19 protein-coding genes are annotated in these 15,084 nt (G+C 38.3%); 1 reads left to right on the top strand and 18 read right to left on the bottom strand.

Annotation, left to right across the window (positions count from 1 at the left end; all coding sequences use genetic code 11):
• Nucleotide 1 precedes the first annotated feature (1 nt).
• The 3 genes from rsmH to I585_RS18565 form a co-directional block, all read right to left on the bottom strand.
• Nucleotides 2-955 (bottom strand): 16S rRNA (cytosine(1402)-N(4))-methyltransferase RsmH, encoded by a 954-nt coding sequence (rsmH, locus tag I585_RS18575; protein ID WP_010740489.1) that lies wholly within the window; start codon nt 953-955, stop codon nt 2-4.
• A 15-nt stretch (nt 956-970) separates the two neighbouring features.
• The gene (gene mraZ / locus I585_RS18570) at nt 971-1,402 is read right to left on the bottom strand and encodes a division/cell wall cluster transcriptional repressor MraZ (protein WP_010740490.1); all 432 of its coding nucleotides are present in this window, start codon (nt 1,400-1,402) and stop codon (nt 971-973) included.
• 168 nt (nt 1,403-1,570) lie between these two features.
• Nucleotides 1,571-1,942, bottom strand: a complete 372-nt coding sequence (locus tag I585_RS18565) for a DUF3397 domain-containing protein (protein WP_034709415.1) — start codon at nt 1,940-1,942, stop codon at nt 1,571-1,573.
• A 228-nt stretch (nt 1,943-2,170) separates the two neighbouring features.
• On the opposite strand from I585_RS18565, the gene I585_RS23015 reads away from it, so the two are divergent.
• Complete coding sequence (locus I585_RS23015; protein ID WP_010740492.1) at nt 2,171-2,287, top strand: DUF4044 domain-containing protein; 117 nt, start codon at nt 2,171-2,173, stop codon at nt 2,285-2,287.
• Nucleotides 2,288-2,313: 26 nt separating this feature from the next.
• Here the strand turns inward: I585_RS23015 and recN are convergent, their stop codons facing one another.
• The 15 genes from recN to I585_RS18490 form a co-directional block, all read right to left on the bottom strand.
• A complete protein-coding gene (gene recN / locus I585_RS18560; protein WP_010740493.1) occupies nt 2,314-3,984 on the bottom strand; it encodes a DNA repair protein RecN in 1,671 nt (556 codons plus the stop codon).
• A gap of 127 nt (nt 3,985-4,111) precedes the next feature.
• Nucleotides 4,112-4,570: an arginine repressor gene (locus I585_RS18555; protein ID WP_010740494.1), complete on the bottom strand. Its 459-nt coding sequence runs from the start codon at nt 4,568-4,570 to the stop codon at nt 4,112-4,114.
• Nucleotides 4,571-4,584: 14 nt separating this feature from the next.
• Nucleotides 4,585-5,400 carry a TlyA family RNA methyltransferase gene (locus I585_RS18550; RefSeq protein ID WP_010740495.1) on the bottom strand — a complete coding sequence of 272 codons (816 nt, stop codon included), beginning with the start codon at nt 5,398-5,400 and terminating at the stop codon, nt 4,585-4,587.
• A gap of 141 nt (nt 5,401-5,541) precedes the next feature.
• Nucleotides 5,542-6,426: a polyprenyl synthetase family protein gene (locus tag I585_RS18545; protein ID WP_010740496.1), complete on the bottom strand. Its 885-nt coding sequence runs from the start codon at nt 6,424-6,426 to the stop codon at nt 5,542-5,544.
• Nucleotides 6,427-6,648 (bottom strand): exodeoxyribonuclease VII small subunit, encoded by a 222-nt coding sequence (locus I585_RS18540; RefSeq protein ID WP_010740497.1) that lies wholly within the window; start codon nt 6,646-6,648, stop codon nt 6,427-6,429.
• On the bottom strand, nt 6,648-7,982 hold the full coding sequence (gene xseA, locus I585_RS18535; RefSeq protein ID WP_010740498.1) for an exodeoxyribonuclease VII large subunit: 1,335 nt from the start codon (nt 7,980-7,982) through the stop codon (nt 6,648-6,650). Before xseA ends, I585_RS18540 begins: the two co-directional genes overlap by 1 nt.
• Nucleotides 7,983-7,994: 12 nt before the next feature.
• The gene (locus tag I585_RS18530) at nt 7,995-8,855 is read right to left on the bottom strand and encodes a bifunctional methylenetetrahydrofolate dehydrogenase/methenyltetrahydrofolate cyclohydrolase (RefSeq protein ID WP_034709533.1); all 861 of its coding nucleotides are present in this window, start codon (nt 8,853-8,855) and stop codon (nt 7,995-7,997) included.
• Between the two features lie 58 nt (nt 8,856-8,913).
• The gene (gene nusB / locus I585_RS18525) at nt 8,914-9,372 is read right to left on the bottom strand and encodes a transcription antitermination factor NusB (protein ID WP_010740500.1); all 459 of its coding nucleotides are present in this window, start codon (nt 9,370-9,372) and stop codon (nt 8,914-8,916) included.
• Nucleotides 9,365-9,790: an Asp23/Gls24 family envelope stress response protein gene (locus I585_RS18520; protein ID WP_010740501.1), complete on the bottom strand. Its 426-nt coding sequence runs from the start codon at nt 9,788-9,790 to the stop codon at nt 9,365-9,367. The genes nusB and I585_RS18520 overlap by 8 nt, the downstream gene beginning before the upstream one ends.
• A 167-nt stretch (nt 9,791-9,957) precedes the next feature.
• Nucleotides 9,958-10,515, bottom strand: a complete 558-nt coding sequence (gene efp, locus I585_RS18515) for an elongation factor P (RefSeq protein ID WP_010740502.1) — start codon at nt 10,513-10,515, stop codon at nt 9,958-9,960.
• 85 nt (nt 10,516-10,600) lie between these two features.
• Nucleotides 10,601-11,665 carry a M24 family metallopeptidase gene (locus tag I585_RS18510; RefSeq protein ID WP_010740503.1) on the bottom strand — a complete coding sequence of 355 codons (1,065 nt, stop codon included), beginning with the start codon at nt 11,663-11,665 and terminating at the stop codon, nt 10,601-10,603.
• Between the two features lie 147 nt (nt 11,666-11,812).
• Nucleotides 11,813-12,049, bottom strand: a complete 237-nt coding sequence (locus I585_RS18505; RefSeq protein ID WP_010740504.1) for a GlsB/YeaQ/YmgE family stress response membrane protein — start codon at nt 12,047-12,049, stop codon at nt 11,813-11,815.
• Between the two features lie 374 nt (nt 12,050-12,423).
• Entirely contained in the window at nt 12,424-13,122 is a 699-nt protein-coding gene (locus I585_RS18500) for a hypothetical protein (RefSeq protein ID WP_010740505.1), read from the bottom strand.
• Nucleotides 13,123-13,208: 86 nt separating this feature from the next.
• Nucleotides 13,209-14,168 (bottom strand): IS30 family transposase, encoded by a 960-nt coding sequence (locus I585_RS18495; protein WP_002330482.1) that lies wholly within the window; start codon nt 14,166-14,168, stop codon nt 13,209-13,211.
• Between the two features lie 136 nt (nt 14,169-14,304).
• Nucleotides 14,305-15,084, bottom strand: coding sequence for a histidine phosphatase family protein (locus I585_RS18490; protein ID WP_010740506.1), 780 nt, complete (start codon nt 15,082-15,084; stop codon nt 14,305-14,307).

The raw sequence follows: 15,084 nt of genomic DNA, 5'->3' as shown, positions 1-15,084 counted from the left end.
CCTATCCTTTCTTCACTTTCTCGGCGATTCGTAATTTCGCACTTCTCGCACGATTATTATCATGTAATTCCTCTTCAGAAGGAATGATTGGTTTTCGATTAACCAATGTTAACACTGGCTGAAATTCTTCAGGAACCACAGGTAAGCCTGGAGGCATGTCCTTCGGTGTACTGAATTCTTTAAACATCGTTTTTACAATACGATCTTCTAATGAATGAAAGGTAATTACACTAACCCTTCCTTCAATTGTTAATAGATCAATCGCCTGCTCAAGAGAACTTTCGATTGCACCTAATTCATCATTTACAGCAATACGAATGGCTTGGAAAACGCGTTTAGCAGGATGTCCGCCTTTTCGTCTTGCAGGAGCTGGAATAGCCTCCTTGATTACGTCCACTAATTCACCCGTTGTTTCTATAGGTTTTTCCTCGCGTCTGCGCTCGATCAATCGAGCGATTTGCTTGGAGAATTTTTCTTCGCCGTAACGAAAGAAAATTTTTATTAACTCGTGATAAGAATACTCATTTACAACTTGATAAGCACTTAATGGTGCATCTTGATCCATTCGCATGTCCAATGGTGCATCTTGGTGGTAGCTAAACCCACGCTCTGCTTCATCAAGTTGCGGTGATGAAACACCAAGATCATACAGAATTCCGTCAACTTCTGTTACCCCTAAACTATTCAGTTCAGTAGTAAGCTCTCTAAAGTTAGCTTTAACAAAGGTCACCTGATTTTCTGAGACATATTTAGCTAAGCGAATCTTCGCATTATCGATTGCATTCTGATCTTGATCAAAAGCATAAAGATGTCCATTTGCGTTTAACTGACTCAGTAAATACTCACTATGTCCAGCCCCGCCTAATGTACAATCAACATAAATACCGTTTGGTTTGATTGCTAGACCATCAACTGTCTCATGAAGCAAAACGGTTGTATGTTGAAAGTCTGTCATTGATAATCCTCTTCTCTAAAATCCAAAATCGACCATTGTTTCTGCAATGTCATCAAAACTAGCTTCTGTTTCTTTCGTAAATTCATTCCAACGTGATTGATCCCATATTTCTATTCGATTGGCTACGCCAATGATCACACATTCCTTTTCAAGCGAGGCATGACTGCGCAAAGACACAGGAATATTAATTCGTCCTTGCTTATCTATTTCACACTCAGTAGCAGCGGAGTAAAAGAAACGTACGAATGCACGCGCATCTTTCTTAGAAAGCGGCATTTCATTCAATTTTGTTTCTAGTTCGTTCCATTCGGTTAAAGGGTATCCAAACAAACACCCGTCCATTCCACGGGTAACAACAAATTTCTCGCCTAATTGTTCACGTAATTTTGATGGAACGATCAATCGACCTTTTGCATCAATATTATGTTGAAATTCTCCCATGAACATCTAGACTCCACCCCTTTTTACCACCGCATGAGTTTAGTCTACCACAATCCCCCACAATCTACCACATTTTGTAAAAAACAAAAATAACACTTTTTTGACCTTCACTAACCATACTGTTTTATCAAGCTATATCCGAATAATACAGAGTTTTTTTAGAGTTTTTTTCAATTATAAGGCATTAATAACACTAGTGATAATCAAAATAAAATAGACTAAAACTGATAGTAAAAATGTTAAACGCCAAAACATTTTGAAAAAACGACCATACATGATTTCACGATAGCGATACGCTTGAAAAACCACGACACTAATGCCCAATAATAGAATAGTTAGTAAAAAATATGGTAAAATTGAAAACGAACTGATACTTTTCGATATTTCGTGCATTCCAACAATTAAAAATGGCACTGTAATATCCGGTGTTTTCAAATTGAAACGTTGTTTTAATTTAAAAGTTGTTACGATATAATCAGACGCTAAAAAGACGATAATCGGAAAAATGTACCATAACAACAATACTGGTGAAAATGATGCCAACAAACACAGTCCTTCCTCTTCAAACTACTACCTTCACTATACTGCATTATCGTTACATTCGTGTTTCAATTCATTTAAAATATAAAGGATTTAGCAAGTTTTAACAATTGAATTCGCAATATTGGTGCGAAAAGATTTCTTAGTATTTTTTAAAAGTTTTTTTCAGTTATTTGCGGAGTTCTAATAAATGGAGTATGATGAATTTGAAATTTCTTTGAGGATGGTGACATCATGAATAACAAAAAATCCACTAGTACATTTTCTAAAGTTACAAAGATTGTTATTTGGACCATGTTAATTTTAACAATCGGTTCTTTAGTCTTGAGTAGTTTACTGAGTATTATGTAAGCAAATAGCCGGAGCAAATGCTCCGGCTATTTTTTTGCCAATTGCAATAATTCTCTTGCATGCTTGACAGTCAAGTCTGTAATTTCGGTTCCTGCTAACATGCGAGCGATTTCTTCTATCCGTTCCGTCTCCGATAATTCTTCCACCCTAGTCAACGTACGTCCATCAATTACTTCCTTACTGATGAACAATTGCTGATCAGCTTTGGCCGCTACTTGCGGAAGATGGGTGATACAAAGTGCCTGTGAATTTTGGCCTATTTGAAAAATTTTATCGGCAATCGCCTGAGCAACACGTCCACTTACACCAGTATCTACTTCATCAAACACAATGCTGGTCAACCCTTGTGTTTTTGAGAAAATCGTCTTCAACGCCAACATAACTCGTGAAATTTCTCCACCAGAGGCGACTTTGACTAACGGCTTTAACGGTTCGCCAGGATTCGTTGTGATGTAAAACTCTACCTCGTCAATTCCTTCCGATGTAAAATTATCCTCGTCGAACTTCACTTCAAAACGAGCGTTTTCCATATACAAGTCTTTCAATTCGTGTTGGATCGCAGTTTCCAATTTTTGAGCCATCTTTTTACGTGCTAGCTGCAGCTTTTCTGCCAAGCCCTGCAATTTTCTTTCCCTATCGATTAGTTCTTTTTCAAGCTTTTCCAACTTATCACCCGAAAAATCCGAGGTCAAAAGTTCTTGACTAATCTGATCATAGTAGCTCAATATGATCTCTATAGAATCGCCATATTTTCGTTTCAATTGATGAATCAATTCCAAACGCTCGTTCACTAAGTCGAGTCGCTCTTCATCTAACTCCAACAAATCTAACTGACGTCCAATCTCACTTACAGCATCTTGTAATAGATAGTAAGCACTGTGTACATTGTCAGAAATATTTTCATAATCTTTATCTAATGAAGCAATCGTTTGGAGCTCTTGACTGGCAGAACCAATCATATCTAAAGAACTAGTTTCTTCACTAGCCATTGCTTGGTAGCTGTATGAAAGACTATCAACAATTTTTTGATAGTTCATAAGTTTTCCACGTTCTTCTAGTAATCGCTCTTCCTCGCCAAGAGAAAGTTCTGCATTACCTATCTCCTCTTGTTGAAAGGTCAGCATATCAATCCGCTGCACAAAAGATTGTTCATTTCGTTTGAATTTTTTTATCTGATTTGCCAAGGTTGTGTAATTTTGGTAAGCCACTTGATAAGCCATTTTAGTCTTTTGAAAAGCTGCATCACCAAAACCGTCTAATAAACGTAAATGAGAATCTGGATGCATCAATTCTTGATGGTCATTTTGCCCTTGAATATCGACCAAAAATTGTCCGATTCTACGCAAATTAGCCAACGTGACGATTCTTCCATTTACACGAGAGACGCTTTTTCCTGAGACATTTAGATCTCGTTGAACAATCAACCCCGCTTCATCGACCTCAATTCCAAGTTCTTCCATCAATACCTGAAACTCTTTTTGGGTTGGCAAATCAAATAGACCTTCTACCAAACATTTTTCACTGCCCTGACGAATATACTCAATCGAAGAACGAGCACCTGCCAACAAACTGACCGCATCAATAATAATCGATTTCCCAGCACCCGTTTCGCCGGTTAAAGCCGTCATTCCATCAGTGAAACCTAAATGTAACGAAGAAATGATCGCAAAATTTTTGATTGTCAATTCTTGCAACATTTTGTATTCTCCTTATTCCTATTAGTTGTAACTATTTTTTTCTACAAACAACTATTTCTAAATTACAGCAAATGCAGCAAAAAAATAAAAAGCTGAATAAACATCTTACTTCTTCTGATACATACTATTAATTATTTTGACTTTTTTCAGCAATTTCCTGTTGAATGTTTCTAGCGTCCTCATCCGTTCGTGCAATCATCAAAACGCCGTCATCATCATTCAAAGTTGTAAATAGGCCTTTTGCAAATTGCTTTTCCAATAAATTGGCACAAGCTGAGGCATTGCCGGGCAGTGTTTTCACATTAATGAATTTCTCCATTTGATCTACTGAAATCACGGCCTCTTTCAAAAGATCAGCTAATTTCCCGTCCACGTCTTCTTGATCTTTACGAGGTATACTATAGCGATAGCCGCCATTTTGCGCTGGAACTTTTATCAACTTCATTTCTTTGATATCCCGTGAAATCGTAGCCTGCGTTACTGTTATCCCTTGTTGTCCTAGAATCGCCACAAAATCTTCTTGCTTCTTCACATCATACTCATTGAGTAGTTGCGTTATAATACGGTGTCGTTCTTGTTTCCGCATTCCTTCTCCTCCATTTATTTATCTAATTGCTGATGAGCTTCTGATACAACATTTGCCAGATCAATTTTTGGATTTAAAGTACCTTCTTTAGACGCTTTTTTCAGGTGAGCTAAGAACTCAATATTCCCTTCCCCACCGGTGATCGGAGAAAACGTTATTTCTTGTACATCAAACCCGTGTGTTGTAGCAAAGTTCGTAATTTCTTCTAGTACCATCAAATGTGTCTTCGGATCTTTGATAATTCCTTTCTTTCCAACGTATTCTTTTCCTGCTTCGAATTGCGGTTTGATTAACGCAACTACATCACCGTCTTTAGTCAATATTTCATGTAACGGCGGCAAAATTAATTTTAACGAGATAAAAGAAACATCAATTGTTGCGAAATCCGGCTGCCCTTGTTGAAAGTCTTCTAACTTGGAATAGCGAAAATTCGTTCGCTCCATCACTACAACTCTCTCATCTTGCCGAAGTTTCCATGCCAATTGATTGTGGCCAACATCTAGTGCATAGCTTAAAGTTGCACCATTTTGCAATGCTACATCAGTAAATCCACCAGTAGAAGAACCAATATCTAATAAAATTTTCCGATCAATGTCTACATCAAAATCCTTGAGAGCCTTTTCCAATTTCAGCCCTCCACGAGAAACATACGCTAAGCTTTGACCTTTGACTTGAAGTTTAGTCTCAATCGAAATCTTTTCACCAGGTTTATCTAGACGTTCATTTTTTTGATCATACACTAATCCAGCCATTACACCGCGTTTTGCTTTTTCTCTAGTTTCAAATAGCCCTTGATTAAATGCTAATACATCGACACGTTCTTTTTTCATGTTGTTTCTCCTAATTCATTTTAAGGTATTCATTCTTTAAAGGATCTTCAGATATCATGCATGTCACCATACCAAATCTTTTCGTGCAAACCACTGAATTAATTATTTCCTGCATAGATAGACTTGCATTCACTCAAAGAATCATTCTTTTAAAGTAAAAAGTGCCAATAATTCTTCAAAAACTTTGGGTTGAAAGTCTGTGGTTTTGGCTAATTGTTGGACTACTGCTTTAGCTTGTCTCAATTCGTCAGTTAGTGCTTGTTTGGCACCATCAAGACCTAACAATCCAGGATAAGTGCTCTTATCTAATTTTTCATCCTGTCCAACCTGTTTCCCCAGCTCTTCCGCATTACCAACAACATCTAAAAGATCATCCCGAATTTGAAAAGCTAATCCGATGTGTCCGCCGAGTTTCTCAAGAAGTTGGATCACATATTCTGTTTGGTTAGCCAAAATTCCACCAGCAACGAAAGCATAGGTTAAAAGTGCCCCAGTCTTTTCGCGATGTATTAATTTCAAGTCGTTTAATGGTACATGCCGCTTCTCAGCAGCCATGTCACCTGCTTGCCCGGCAACCATTCCGCCAATCCCTGAAGACTTAGCCAAGAGTTGGATCAATAATACATTTTCAGATGGGCTTAGTGTCGTTTCACTGATTAGTTGAAAGGCACCTGTTAAAAGGCCATCCCCAGCTAAAATGGCTAAAGCATCACCGAAAACCTTATGATTAGTAGGCTTGCCGCGACGTAGATCATCATTATCCATTGCTGGCAAATCATCGTGGATCAACGAATATGTATGGATCATCTCCAATGCACCTGCTATCTGACGAACAGGTACCGATAATTCTTTTTGAAATGCCTTGACGGTTGCTAAAACGATTAGTGGGCGAATTCGTTTTCCGCCTGCCTCAATTGAATAAAGCATACTTTCTTTCAACTCTTCATGTGTGGTATACGTGTTGATGAAATCGACAATTTCTTTTTCAACTCGAGGTAACTCCTCAGCGGAAAGCTCCTTCAGCATTTAGGCTTCCTCCTCACCTGTGAATGGTACTTCTTCATCTTCACTCATCATTTTGGTCAAGGTCTTTTCAGCTTTAGTTAAAGTATCTTGACATTGCTTACTCAAAACCATTCCTTTTTGGAAAGCTTCCAAAGCCTCTTCTAAAGGGACATCGCCGCGTTCAAGCTGTGTCACAATAGTTTCTAATTGTGCAATTGATTCTTCAAAGGTTGTATTTTCCATTATTCTTCTCCTTCTTCGATTTCTAAAATTGATGCCTTAACGGTGCCGTCAACAAAATGAACGGCTATTTCTTTTTCCTTTAAGTCTTTCACTGAACGGATTACGTGATCCTTTTGGGTCGTATAAGTAAACCCTCGTCCCATCGTTTTCAGCGGACTTAATAAATCGAGAGACGTGATAGCTTGTTGCACTCGCCGCTGTTGATTTTCTAAATATCCTTGCATCTGCTGCTGTAGTCGTTCTTGCAAATAAGTCATTTGCTGTTCGGTTTGTTTTACACGATTTATGGGATTTGATTGTCCTAAACGATTTCTATATTGCATCAATTCTCGTTCTCGTTGATTAACTAAAACAGTCATGTTTTGTTGCAGTTGCTGCGTCAACCGATCTAGTTGAACACTTTGTGCTTCATATAATCGATTTGGCTGTCTAAAAATATATGATTGCTGTAGTCGTTCAAAACGTTCCTTTTTTCTTTGCAGCTGGTGTAAAAAGGCCTGCTCTAACCGTGCTTGTTTTTCTTTGATTCGCAAAATTTCTTCGGATAAAACTGGTACTGCTAATTCTGCTGCAGCTGTTGGAGTCGCTGCTCGTACGTCTGCAACTAAATCCGCGATCGTCGTATCCGTTTCATGACCAACGGATGAGATGATTGGAATTGAAGAAGCCGCAATCGCTCGTGCAACAACTTCTTCATTAAAAGGCCATAAATCCTCAATCGATCCGCCCCCGCGGCCAATGATCATCGTATCAAAATCCAACGATTCAGCCTTTTTTATATTTTTGACGATATCAGCGGCAGCTTTTTCTCCCTGCACTAGCGTTGGAAACAAAACTAACTGCGCGATAGGATATCGACGCTTCACCGTTGTAATGATATCCCGAATAACTGCACCGCTAGGACTGGTAATCACTGCAATTCGCTTTGGATAATGCGGTAAAGGTTTCTTTGGCTGTGAAAACAGCCCTTCCTTATCTAACTTCTCACGTAATTCAGCTAGGGCTTGATACAACGCTCCCACACCATCAGGCTCCATGTGATCAATATAAATTTGATACATTCCGCTAGCTTCATATAAAGCTACACGTCCTACAACCAAAACCTTCATGCCTTCTTTAGGAGTAAATTTCAGTTTTTGAAAAGCCCCTTTAAACATAATAGCGTTGATTTTTGAACGCTCATCTTTCAGGCTGAAGTATTGATGATTGTTTGGTCGCATACGGAAATTGGAAATTTCCCCAGTCAAATAGATCCGTTCTAGATAGGGGTCAACATCGAATTTACGTTTAATGTATTTGTTCAGAGCACTTACAGTCAGATACTCTTGTGTCATGTAAACACCTCTTTATTCTTCGTGATTCAATACTTGGCGTTCGCAGCATTCAACTGTTTGCTGCATCAACATTGTAATAGTCATAGGACCAACTCCGCCCGGAACAGGTGTAATATGGCTGGCAATTGGCTCGACTTCATCGAACTTCACGTCGCCAATCAGTTTGCCGTCCTCGTTACGATTCATACCGACATCAATTACCACTGCTCCAGGTTTGATAAATTCCTTCGTAACAAAATGGCCTTTACCAATGGCGACAACTAAAATATCCGCTTTACTAGCAACTTTAGCCAAATCTTCAGTTTTCGAATGAGTCAATGTTACTGTGGCATCCGCCCCTAAAAGTAAAATGGCCATTGGTTTACCAACGATGTTACTACGACCAATCACAACCGCCTGTTTTCCAGCTAAAGGGATTTCGTATTCTTCAAACATTTTCATAATGCCATACGGTGTACAAGGGATTGTGTGAGGCATACCCGCAAATAAACGTCCCATATTCATTGGATGGAAACCGTCAACATCTTTTAAAGGATTGATTGCAAGCAGCACCTTTTCTTCATCAATATGTTCTGGTAACGGTAATTGCACTAATATCCCGTGAAACTCATCCGATTTGTTAAAATACTCGATTTCTTTGATCAATTCGTCTTCGGTGATCGTAGTAGCGTATCGTTTTATTTCCGAATGTATCCCGATTTTTTTTGCAGCCCGTTCCTTATTTCTAACATATATTTGACTAGCGGGGTTCTCACCTACTAATAACACGACTAATCCTGGATGGATTCCTTTCGCCGCTAATGTTTCGACTTTTGCTGCGGTCTCTTGCTGAAGCTTTTCTGCTAATTCTTTACCATTAATAAGTTGTGCCACGTTCATTCCCCGCTTCTTTCTCTGTATAGTTTAAATAAAGCTGGGAAAAATAGCTTAATTAGCTATTTGCCCCAGCTTCATCGATCTCTTTCATTACATTAGACAAGATTCCATTGACAAACTTTCTTGATTGATCATCACTGAAAGTTTTGGCTAATTCGATTGCTTCATTTAAAACAACTCGATTGGGTACTTGAGTATTGTATAACATCTCATAAATCCCTAGTCGCAAGATAATCAAATCCATTTTTGCAATTCGTTGAATCGACCAGTTAGAACGCAGATGTTTTTTGATAATTTCATCTAGCTCCGCTTGGTGTTCTACAACTCCGCCAACTAATTCATCCAGATAGACTGGAACGAAATCTTCTTCATCTTCGCTGACAAAGTCTTGTTGATCAATGCTTAGTGCATGATTGATGGCGTCTTTTTTTGTTAATTCTTGATTGAAATCCAATGGAAATAATGCCTGCAAGGCCTTTTCCCGAATCTCATGACGTGATAATTCTTTACTCATTATTTTCCTCTTCATCATTGAATAATTCTTCTAGGGTCGGTTGTTCCAGTTTTTCAGCAACAACACCCACAACATGAATGTTCACTTCGCTTAATGCGACATCTGTCATGAACAAAACTTGCTGTTTTACTCGTTCTTGCATTGCCATTGCTACTTTTGGTACAGAAGTGCCATAATCAAAATAAGAATAAATATCGACTTTTAAGCCATCTTCATCATTTTTGAGATATACACCTTTTCCGTGAGCCGACTTACCTAGTAATTCAGTTACGTTGCTTGCTAAAGAACCCCGCATACCATAGACACCGTCGACTTTTGAAGCCGCGATTCCGATAATTACTTCAATCACTTCTGGTGCAATGATAATCTCACCAAGTTCAGGGCTCTCGCCTAAAACTAAATTTTTTTCATCTGCCATTTTACTCTCTCCTTATTCCTCCAAATGTAACTATTTTTTCTTACAGAAAAAATAAGTCTGATGTTCGTGTCATAGACCATCCAACAAAACACTAAAAACTCTATTATACAATAGAAGTTTGATTGATTTTGAACCATACCTTTTTTAAGCAAGTTGGAATGGTCTTCTTATGCTCGAGAAACGTAGCTGCCGTCTTGTGTGTTTACGATCAGCTTGTCCCCTTGATTCACGAAAAATGGTACATTAACGGTCAAACCAGTCTCCATTACAGCAGGTTTCGAGCCGCCAGACGACGTATCACCTTTGATATTTGGTTCTGTTTCGGCAACTTCTAAAGTTACAGTATTAGGCAAATCTACACCTAAAACTTCGTTGCCATACATGATGACAGTCAATTCAGTATTTTCTAATACATAAAACATCTCTTCAGCAACTTGCTGCTTCGGCAATTCGATTTGTTCATAATTTTGCATATCCATGAAAACATAATTGTCTCCATCATCATAAAGATATTGCATTTTTTTATTATCAATCTGCGCTTTCGCTACTTTTTCACCGGCGCGAAAAGTCTTTTCTTGAACCGCACCAGTACGTAGATTTTTAAGTTTTGAACGAACGAAGGCCGCACCTTTACCCGGCTTCACATGCTGAAAATCGACAACGCGCCAAATGCCGCCATCCACCTCAATAGTCAAGCCAGTTTTAAAGTCATTTACTGAAATCATGATACTTCCTCCTAATTCAATCTCTACAGATTTGGTTCTAGTTTATCATTTCTTGTTTACTTACGCTACCACTACTCTATTACGCCTATAAAATGATGAGCTCTTTTGGCGACTGAGTTAAAATTCGATTGCCATCTGCTAAAATCACAAGATCATCTTCAATTCGAACACCGCCAAGTCCGGCTATATAAATGCCGGGTTCATCCGTAATGACATTGCCGACATTTAAAGTATCTTCGTTGGAACGGCTAATGTTGGGACCCTCATGGATTTCCATTCCAATACCATGACCGGTAGAATGCCCAAATGCATCACCATAGCCTGCTTCGGTGATAAAATCACGAGCTACTGAATCCAAATAGGATCCTGTCACCCCAGCTTGTGCCACTTCGATCACTTTTTGTTGTGCACTTAAGACAATCTGATAAATATCCTTTAATTCTTGACCCGGATCACCAATCGCAAAAGTTCTTGTAATATCTGAGACATATCCTTGATAAATGCAGCCGAAGTCAAGTGTGATCAAATCTCCCTGCTCGATCCTTTTCTCACTAGCAACACCATGAGGCAAAGCTGACCGTACACCACTGGCAACGATTGTATCAAATGAGGTTCCCGTCGCACCAAGTGAACGCATGAAAAAATCCAATTGATTCGCTACCTCAATTTCAGTCATTCCTGGACGAACCATCTTTAAGACATGTTCGAATCCTTCATCTGCAATTGCACAAGCTTTCTCAATAATCGCGATTTCCGCATCATCTTTTTGTTCCCGCAGCTTTTCGATAAGTCCGCTGGCTGGAGCCAACTCTGCATCAATTACTTCTTCAAAAACAGAATATTCCGCGTAAGTCATAAAGGCATCTTCAAAACCGAGTACGTTTATGCCCTCACTTTCCATCAACTTGATGATCTCACCCACGATATCTCCTTGATGCTGTAAGATCGTCATTCCTTGGACTTGTTCGCTAGCTTGTTCTGTATAACGGAAATCAGTAATGAAGAACGCTTTGTCTAATGTAATGAATGCCACACCAGCTGTTCCTGTAAAATTAGTCAAATAACGAAGATTAGCTGGACTTGTTACTAAGTATGCATCAATTACTTCTTTTTCCATTAATGCACGCAATTTTTCAATTCGTTTTCTCATTCTTATCACCCATCTTACATTATAACAAAGAGTTTCAAAAATCAGAACGAACATGACTATAAAATATGAAGTACTCGATATCTTTCTCTGTTATGAAATTACACAAAAAAAACAGAAGTCGAACATTCAACTTCTGTTTCATCTGATTCATCGCCGGCCTGTAAAAAACGAAACAACCGCTACTACAACTACCGCGCCTAAAATTGATGGTACTATCGCCATACCTGCGAGCTGTGGTCCCCAATAGCCAAAAATTGCCTGACCAATATAAGAGCCTGCTAAACCAGCGATAATATTGAATAAACAACCCATTTGCTTGCCACGTCCAGAAATTCCACCGCCAATCGCACCAATGATTGCGCCAACAATTAATGTCCAAATCATAATTATTCCTCCTAAGTCGTATAAACGAATTTATTTTTTTACCCACAAAAATGAACCTGATACCTACTGTATATGTCGCGGAACATCTTGTGGAAGTGTTGATAATTTTGTTGCTACGTAATGGAATTGTCGACAAAGCCAAATTACAAAACTGATCTTTAATAATTCATTTTGATGAACCTCCAGCAAAGTCATTTCATCTCTATTGACAAATGGATTATCGTTATTGTCAAGTACTCAAAAGCAGTTTCTAAAGAAAGTTTCGCAGTTGTGAAACTCCCAAAAACATTGGTATAACGGCATTTGTATCATTGTAAGCGGCTAAACTAATTGATAAAACCGCTTTTTTTGTATCCCCTGTGAATAACTTTTCTTTAGGTCAAATCGGATCTTAGTTTTACGCTGTTTTTCTCCCAATCCACTGTCCCTAGCCTGTATGGGAAATTACCTATCAATGAAAAACTTCCAATTTCTGGTACATTGATTTTATTCATTCTTGCGCTTCCTTTGGCCAAATACCCTGTACCCATCTTTAACATATCTTTCAGATTGAGGTTGCTTCCAGAATATTCTTTGACGGTCCCATAATTATTAGTAATCGATGACAAGCGCGGTCTAACTGTCTTGCGCTTCATCAAACGAATGATATCTTCTTGACGCTCAAACACATCAATTCGACCATCTTGATCAATCTGATAACTGATGTAGGCATCGATCTCAGCCAGTGTCATCCGATGTTCGCCCTTTGTAAACTTTTGACCAGATTTCAAAGCGACAAAGTCTTTATAAACAGTTATCGGCATTTTTCCATCTTCTTCAAGCCCCGCTTCTTTCACGCCGAGCAAACTATCTTCTTTTCTTAAGATTAAATATTTTTTTACTTCTATAGAAAAAGCCATTGAAAAATAGGTTAAGAATTTCTCGATTGGGACTTGGCTGTACAATTCGCCGAGTGTCAATTTTTGAATTTTTATCTCTGGTGAAACCCGCAGCAAACTGTTTACGCCACTAGTCAAATCATAAACAAAAAAACTAGAAAACTCTTGATCTTCAAAGACAAACAAAACTTTCATGTCGATCTTCCTCTCTGAATTAAGTTTATAAAAGATCGTAGAAAAAAACATCCGCCGTAAGTCTGAGGTTTAAAAAATCTTAATTGTCAAATTAAGTTAGACAAATCATCAATACTTACGTAACTCAAAAATACTTCCAAAGGTGTTCGATAATCCAGTGATTTTCTAGGAATATTATTTCGTTTAGATGTGACAGATTGAATAAAAGATTCATCTACTGAATTGAAATCCATAGATTTCAATAAACCATCTCTACGTAACAATCCGTTAGAATTCTCGTTTAGGCCTCTTTGAGACGGCGTTCCTGGATCAGCGAAATAAATGGCAATATCATTGGCATTACTGATTTGTTTCCAATTTGAAAATTCCTTTCCACAATCAAAAGTGATGGATTTGAATAGATTTTTCGGTACAGATTCAAACCAATGATTTAATTTTTTTTCAATATCAATCGCTTGTCTACCACACGGTTTCAATGTGATGATAACTTTTGATAATCGTTCAACTAAGGTAATTACAGCACTTTTATGTTTCAGACCTACGATAGTGTCACCTTCAAGGTGACCAAACTCATTTGAGAATTGGCTATAATCTTTTTCACGTTCATGAATAGAGCGGCGGAAAGCTTGTTTTCCACGCCTTTCTTGATGTCCATTCGGTTTACGCTTGCCTTTCATCGGTAAGTCAGAAGGATTAAATAGCCCCTTTTTGAACATACGATAAATGGTACGAGCAGAACAACGAATAGGAAACGCTGCACGACCAACAATCACATCGGGTGTCCATCCTTGAACAACCTTTCTTTGAATATATTCTGATTGTTCCTCGGGTAAAACAAGCGGGCGTCTACCACAGTTTGATTTGTTTTTCTTATACTGTTGATAGTATTCTAAGGCTGATTTTCCTTGCTTGAAGAATAGGTATACTTTATGGATCGTTTGTCTTGAACGATTCAAGCAATGCGCAGTTTTCGCAACAGATTGATTTATTTTGAAATAAGACTCTATCATTACAAGTTCATCCGTTGTAAGATGGGTATAGGTCATTTGTACTCACTCCTTATAATTCTTTGGTCAGAACTATTTTGAGTGTAGCACAAATGGCTTTTTTAGTTGTCTAGCTTAATTTTACAATCGGCGAAACAAAAAACTTTCGATAAGCTGCTATCGAAAGTTTCTTGTTTTAGTCTACATATTGTGTGTCATTGATTTTATCGACTGAATATTTATTGTCCTTATACCTAAGGGTCGTAACACTGCAATTATCGATGGCTTCCCCTTGATATTCGCCAGGAATCAGCATTTCTAATAAAGTAGGTATCATACTGCCAGAAGAAACAATTAAAACAGTTTTAGCATTTTTCTTTTTGGCATCAGAAACAACTTTATTCATCGCTGCCTGCCCTCTTTTAGTGATGTCGTTATAAGTCTCCGCGACTTTTAATGAGTCGCTTTCAGCAATAGCATCTGCCACGCCTTCATCGCCTAATTTGTTCACCAGCTTGTCGTAATCTGTCCAATCCTCATCGAACTTCAGATCATTTGCCTCAAAAATAGGTGTCCACATCTCAGCGTTCGTTTTCCCCTCAAATCCACCGTAGTTCCATTCCTTGAATCCATCATGTTCAGAGATTTTTGGAGTTTTATTTTTATTCTGAGCAAGAATCAATTTGGCCGTATTCCGTTGACGACCTAGATCACTCGAATAAGCTAAGTCAAATGAAATCTTCTTCAGTCCATTACCAACTTGTTTCGCTTGCTCGATTCCTTTGTCTGTTAAAGGGGAGTCCGCAAAACCTTGAACTTGTCCAGTCGTATTGAAGAATGTTTTTCCGTGACGAACAAGATAAATGGTTACCTCATTCTTTTTATCAGAAGTTTTTTCTTTCGCCTGAGCGGAAATACCGCCAGTCAATCCGATCCCTAAAAATACTACAAACAACAATCCCAAAACTTTTTTCAT

The organism is Enterococcus malodoratus ATCC 43197 (assembly GCF_000407185.1).
Lineage (GTDB): Bacteria > Bacillota > Bacilli > Lactobacillales > Enterococcaceae > Enterococcus_A > Enterococcus_A malodoratus.
Note: the sequence above shows the minus strand (reverse complement) of the source record. Positions and strands in the feature narration are given on the sequence as shown.

Excerpts from the sequence above, each read along its gene's own strand:
- mraZ (WP_010740490.1), bottom strand. The coding sequence starts at position 1,402 with ATGTTCATGGGAGAATTTCAACATAATATTGATGCAAAAGGTCGATTG.
- I585_RS18510 (WP_010740503.1), bottom strand. The coding sequence starts at position 11,665 with ATGAGAAAACGAATTGAAAAATTGCGTGCATTAATGGAAAAAGAAGTA.
- I585_RS18545 (WP_010740496.1), bottom strand. The coding sequence starts at position 6,426 with ATGCTGAAGGAGCTTTCCGCTGAGGAGTTACCTCGAGTTGAAAAAGAA.
- xseA (WP_010740498.1), bottom strand. The coding sequence starts at position 7,982 with ATGACACAAGAGTATCTGACTGTAAGTGCTCTGAACAAATACATTAAA.
- rsmH (WP_010740489.1), bottom strand. The coding sequence starts at position 955 with ATGACAGACTTTCAACATACAACCGTTTTGCTTCATGAGACAGTTGAT.
- I585_RS18555 (WP_010740494.1), bottom strand. The coding sequence starts at position 4,570 with ATGCGGAAACAAGAACGACACCGTATTATAACGCAACTACTCAATGAG.
- nusB (WP_010740500.1), bottom strand. The coding sequence starts at position 9,372 with ATGAGTAAAGAATTATCACGTCATGAGATTCGGGAAAAGGCCTTGCAG.
- I585_RS18500 (WP_010740505.1), bottom strand. The coding sequence starts at position 13,122 with ATGAAAGTTTTGTTTGTCTTTGAAGATCAAGAGTTTTCTAGTTTTTTT.
- I585_RS23015 (WP_010740492.1), top strand. The coding sequence starts at position 2,171 with ATGAATAACAAAAAATCCACTAGTACATTTTCTAAAGTTACAAAGATT.
- I585_RS18520 (WP_010740501.1), bottom strand. The coding sequence starts at position 9,790 with ATGGCAGATGAAAAAAATTTAGTTTTAGGCGAGAGCCCTGAACTTGGT.
- I585_RS18540 (WP_010740497.1), bottom strand. The coding sequence starts at position 6,648 with ATGGAAAATACAACCTTTGAAGAATCAATTGCACAATTAGAAACTATT.
- efp (WP_010740502.1), bottom strand. The coding sequence starts at position 10,515 with ATGATTTCAGTAAATGACTTTAAAACTGGCTTGACTATTGAGGTGGAT.
- I585_RS18490 (WP_010740506.1), bottom strand. The coding sequence starts at position 15,084 with ATGAAAAAAGTTTTGGGATTGTTGTTTGTAGTATTTTTAGGGATCGGA.
- recN (WP_010740493.1), bottom strand. The coding sequence starts at position 3,984 with ATGTTGCAAGAATTGACAATCAAAAATTTTGCGATCATTTCTTCGTTA.
- I585_RS18505 (WP_010740504.1), bottom strand. The coding sequence starts at position 12,049 with ATGATTTGGACATTAATTGTTGGCGCAATCATTGGTGCGATTGGCGGT.
- I585_RS18550 (WP_010740495.1), bottom strand. The coding sequence starts at position 5,400 with ATGAAAAAAGAACGTGTCGATGTATTAGCATTTAATCAAGGGCTATTT.
- I585_RS18495 (WP_002330482.1), bottom strand. The coding sequence starts at position 14,168 with ATGACCTATACCCATCTTACAACGGATGAACTTGTAATGATAGAGTCT.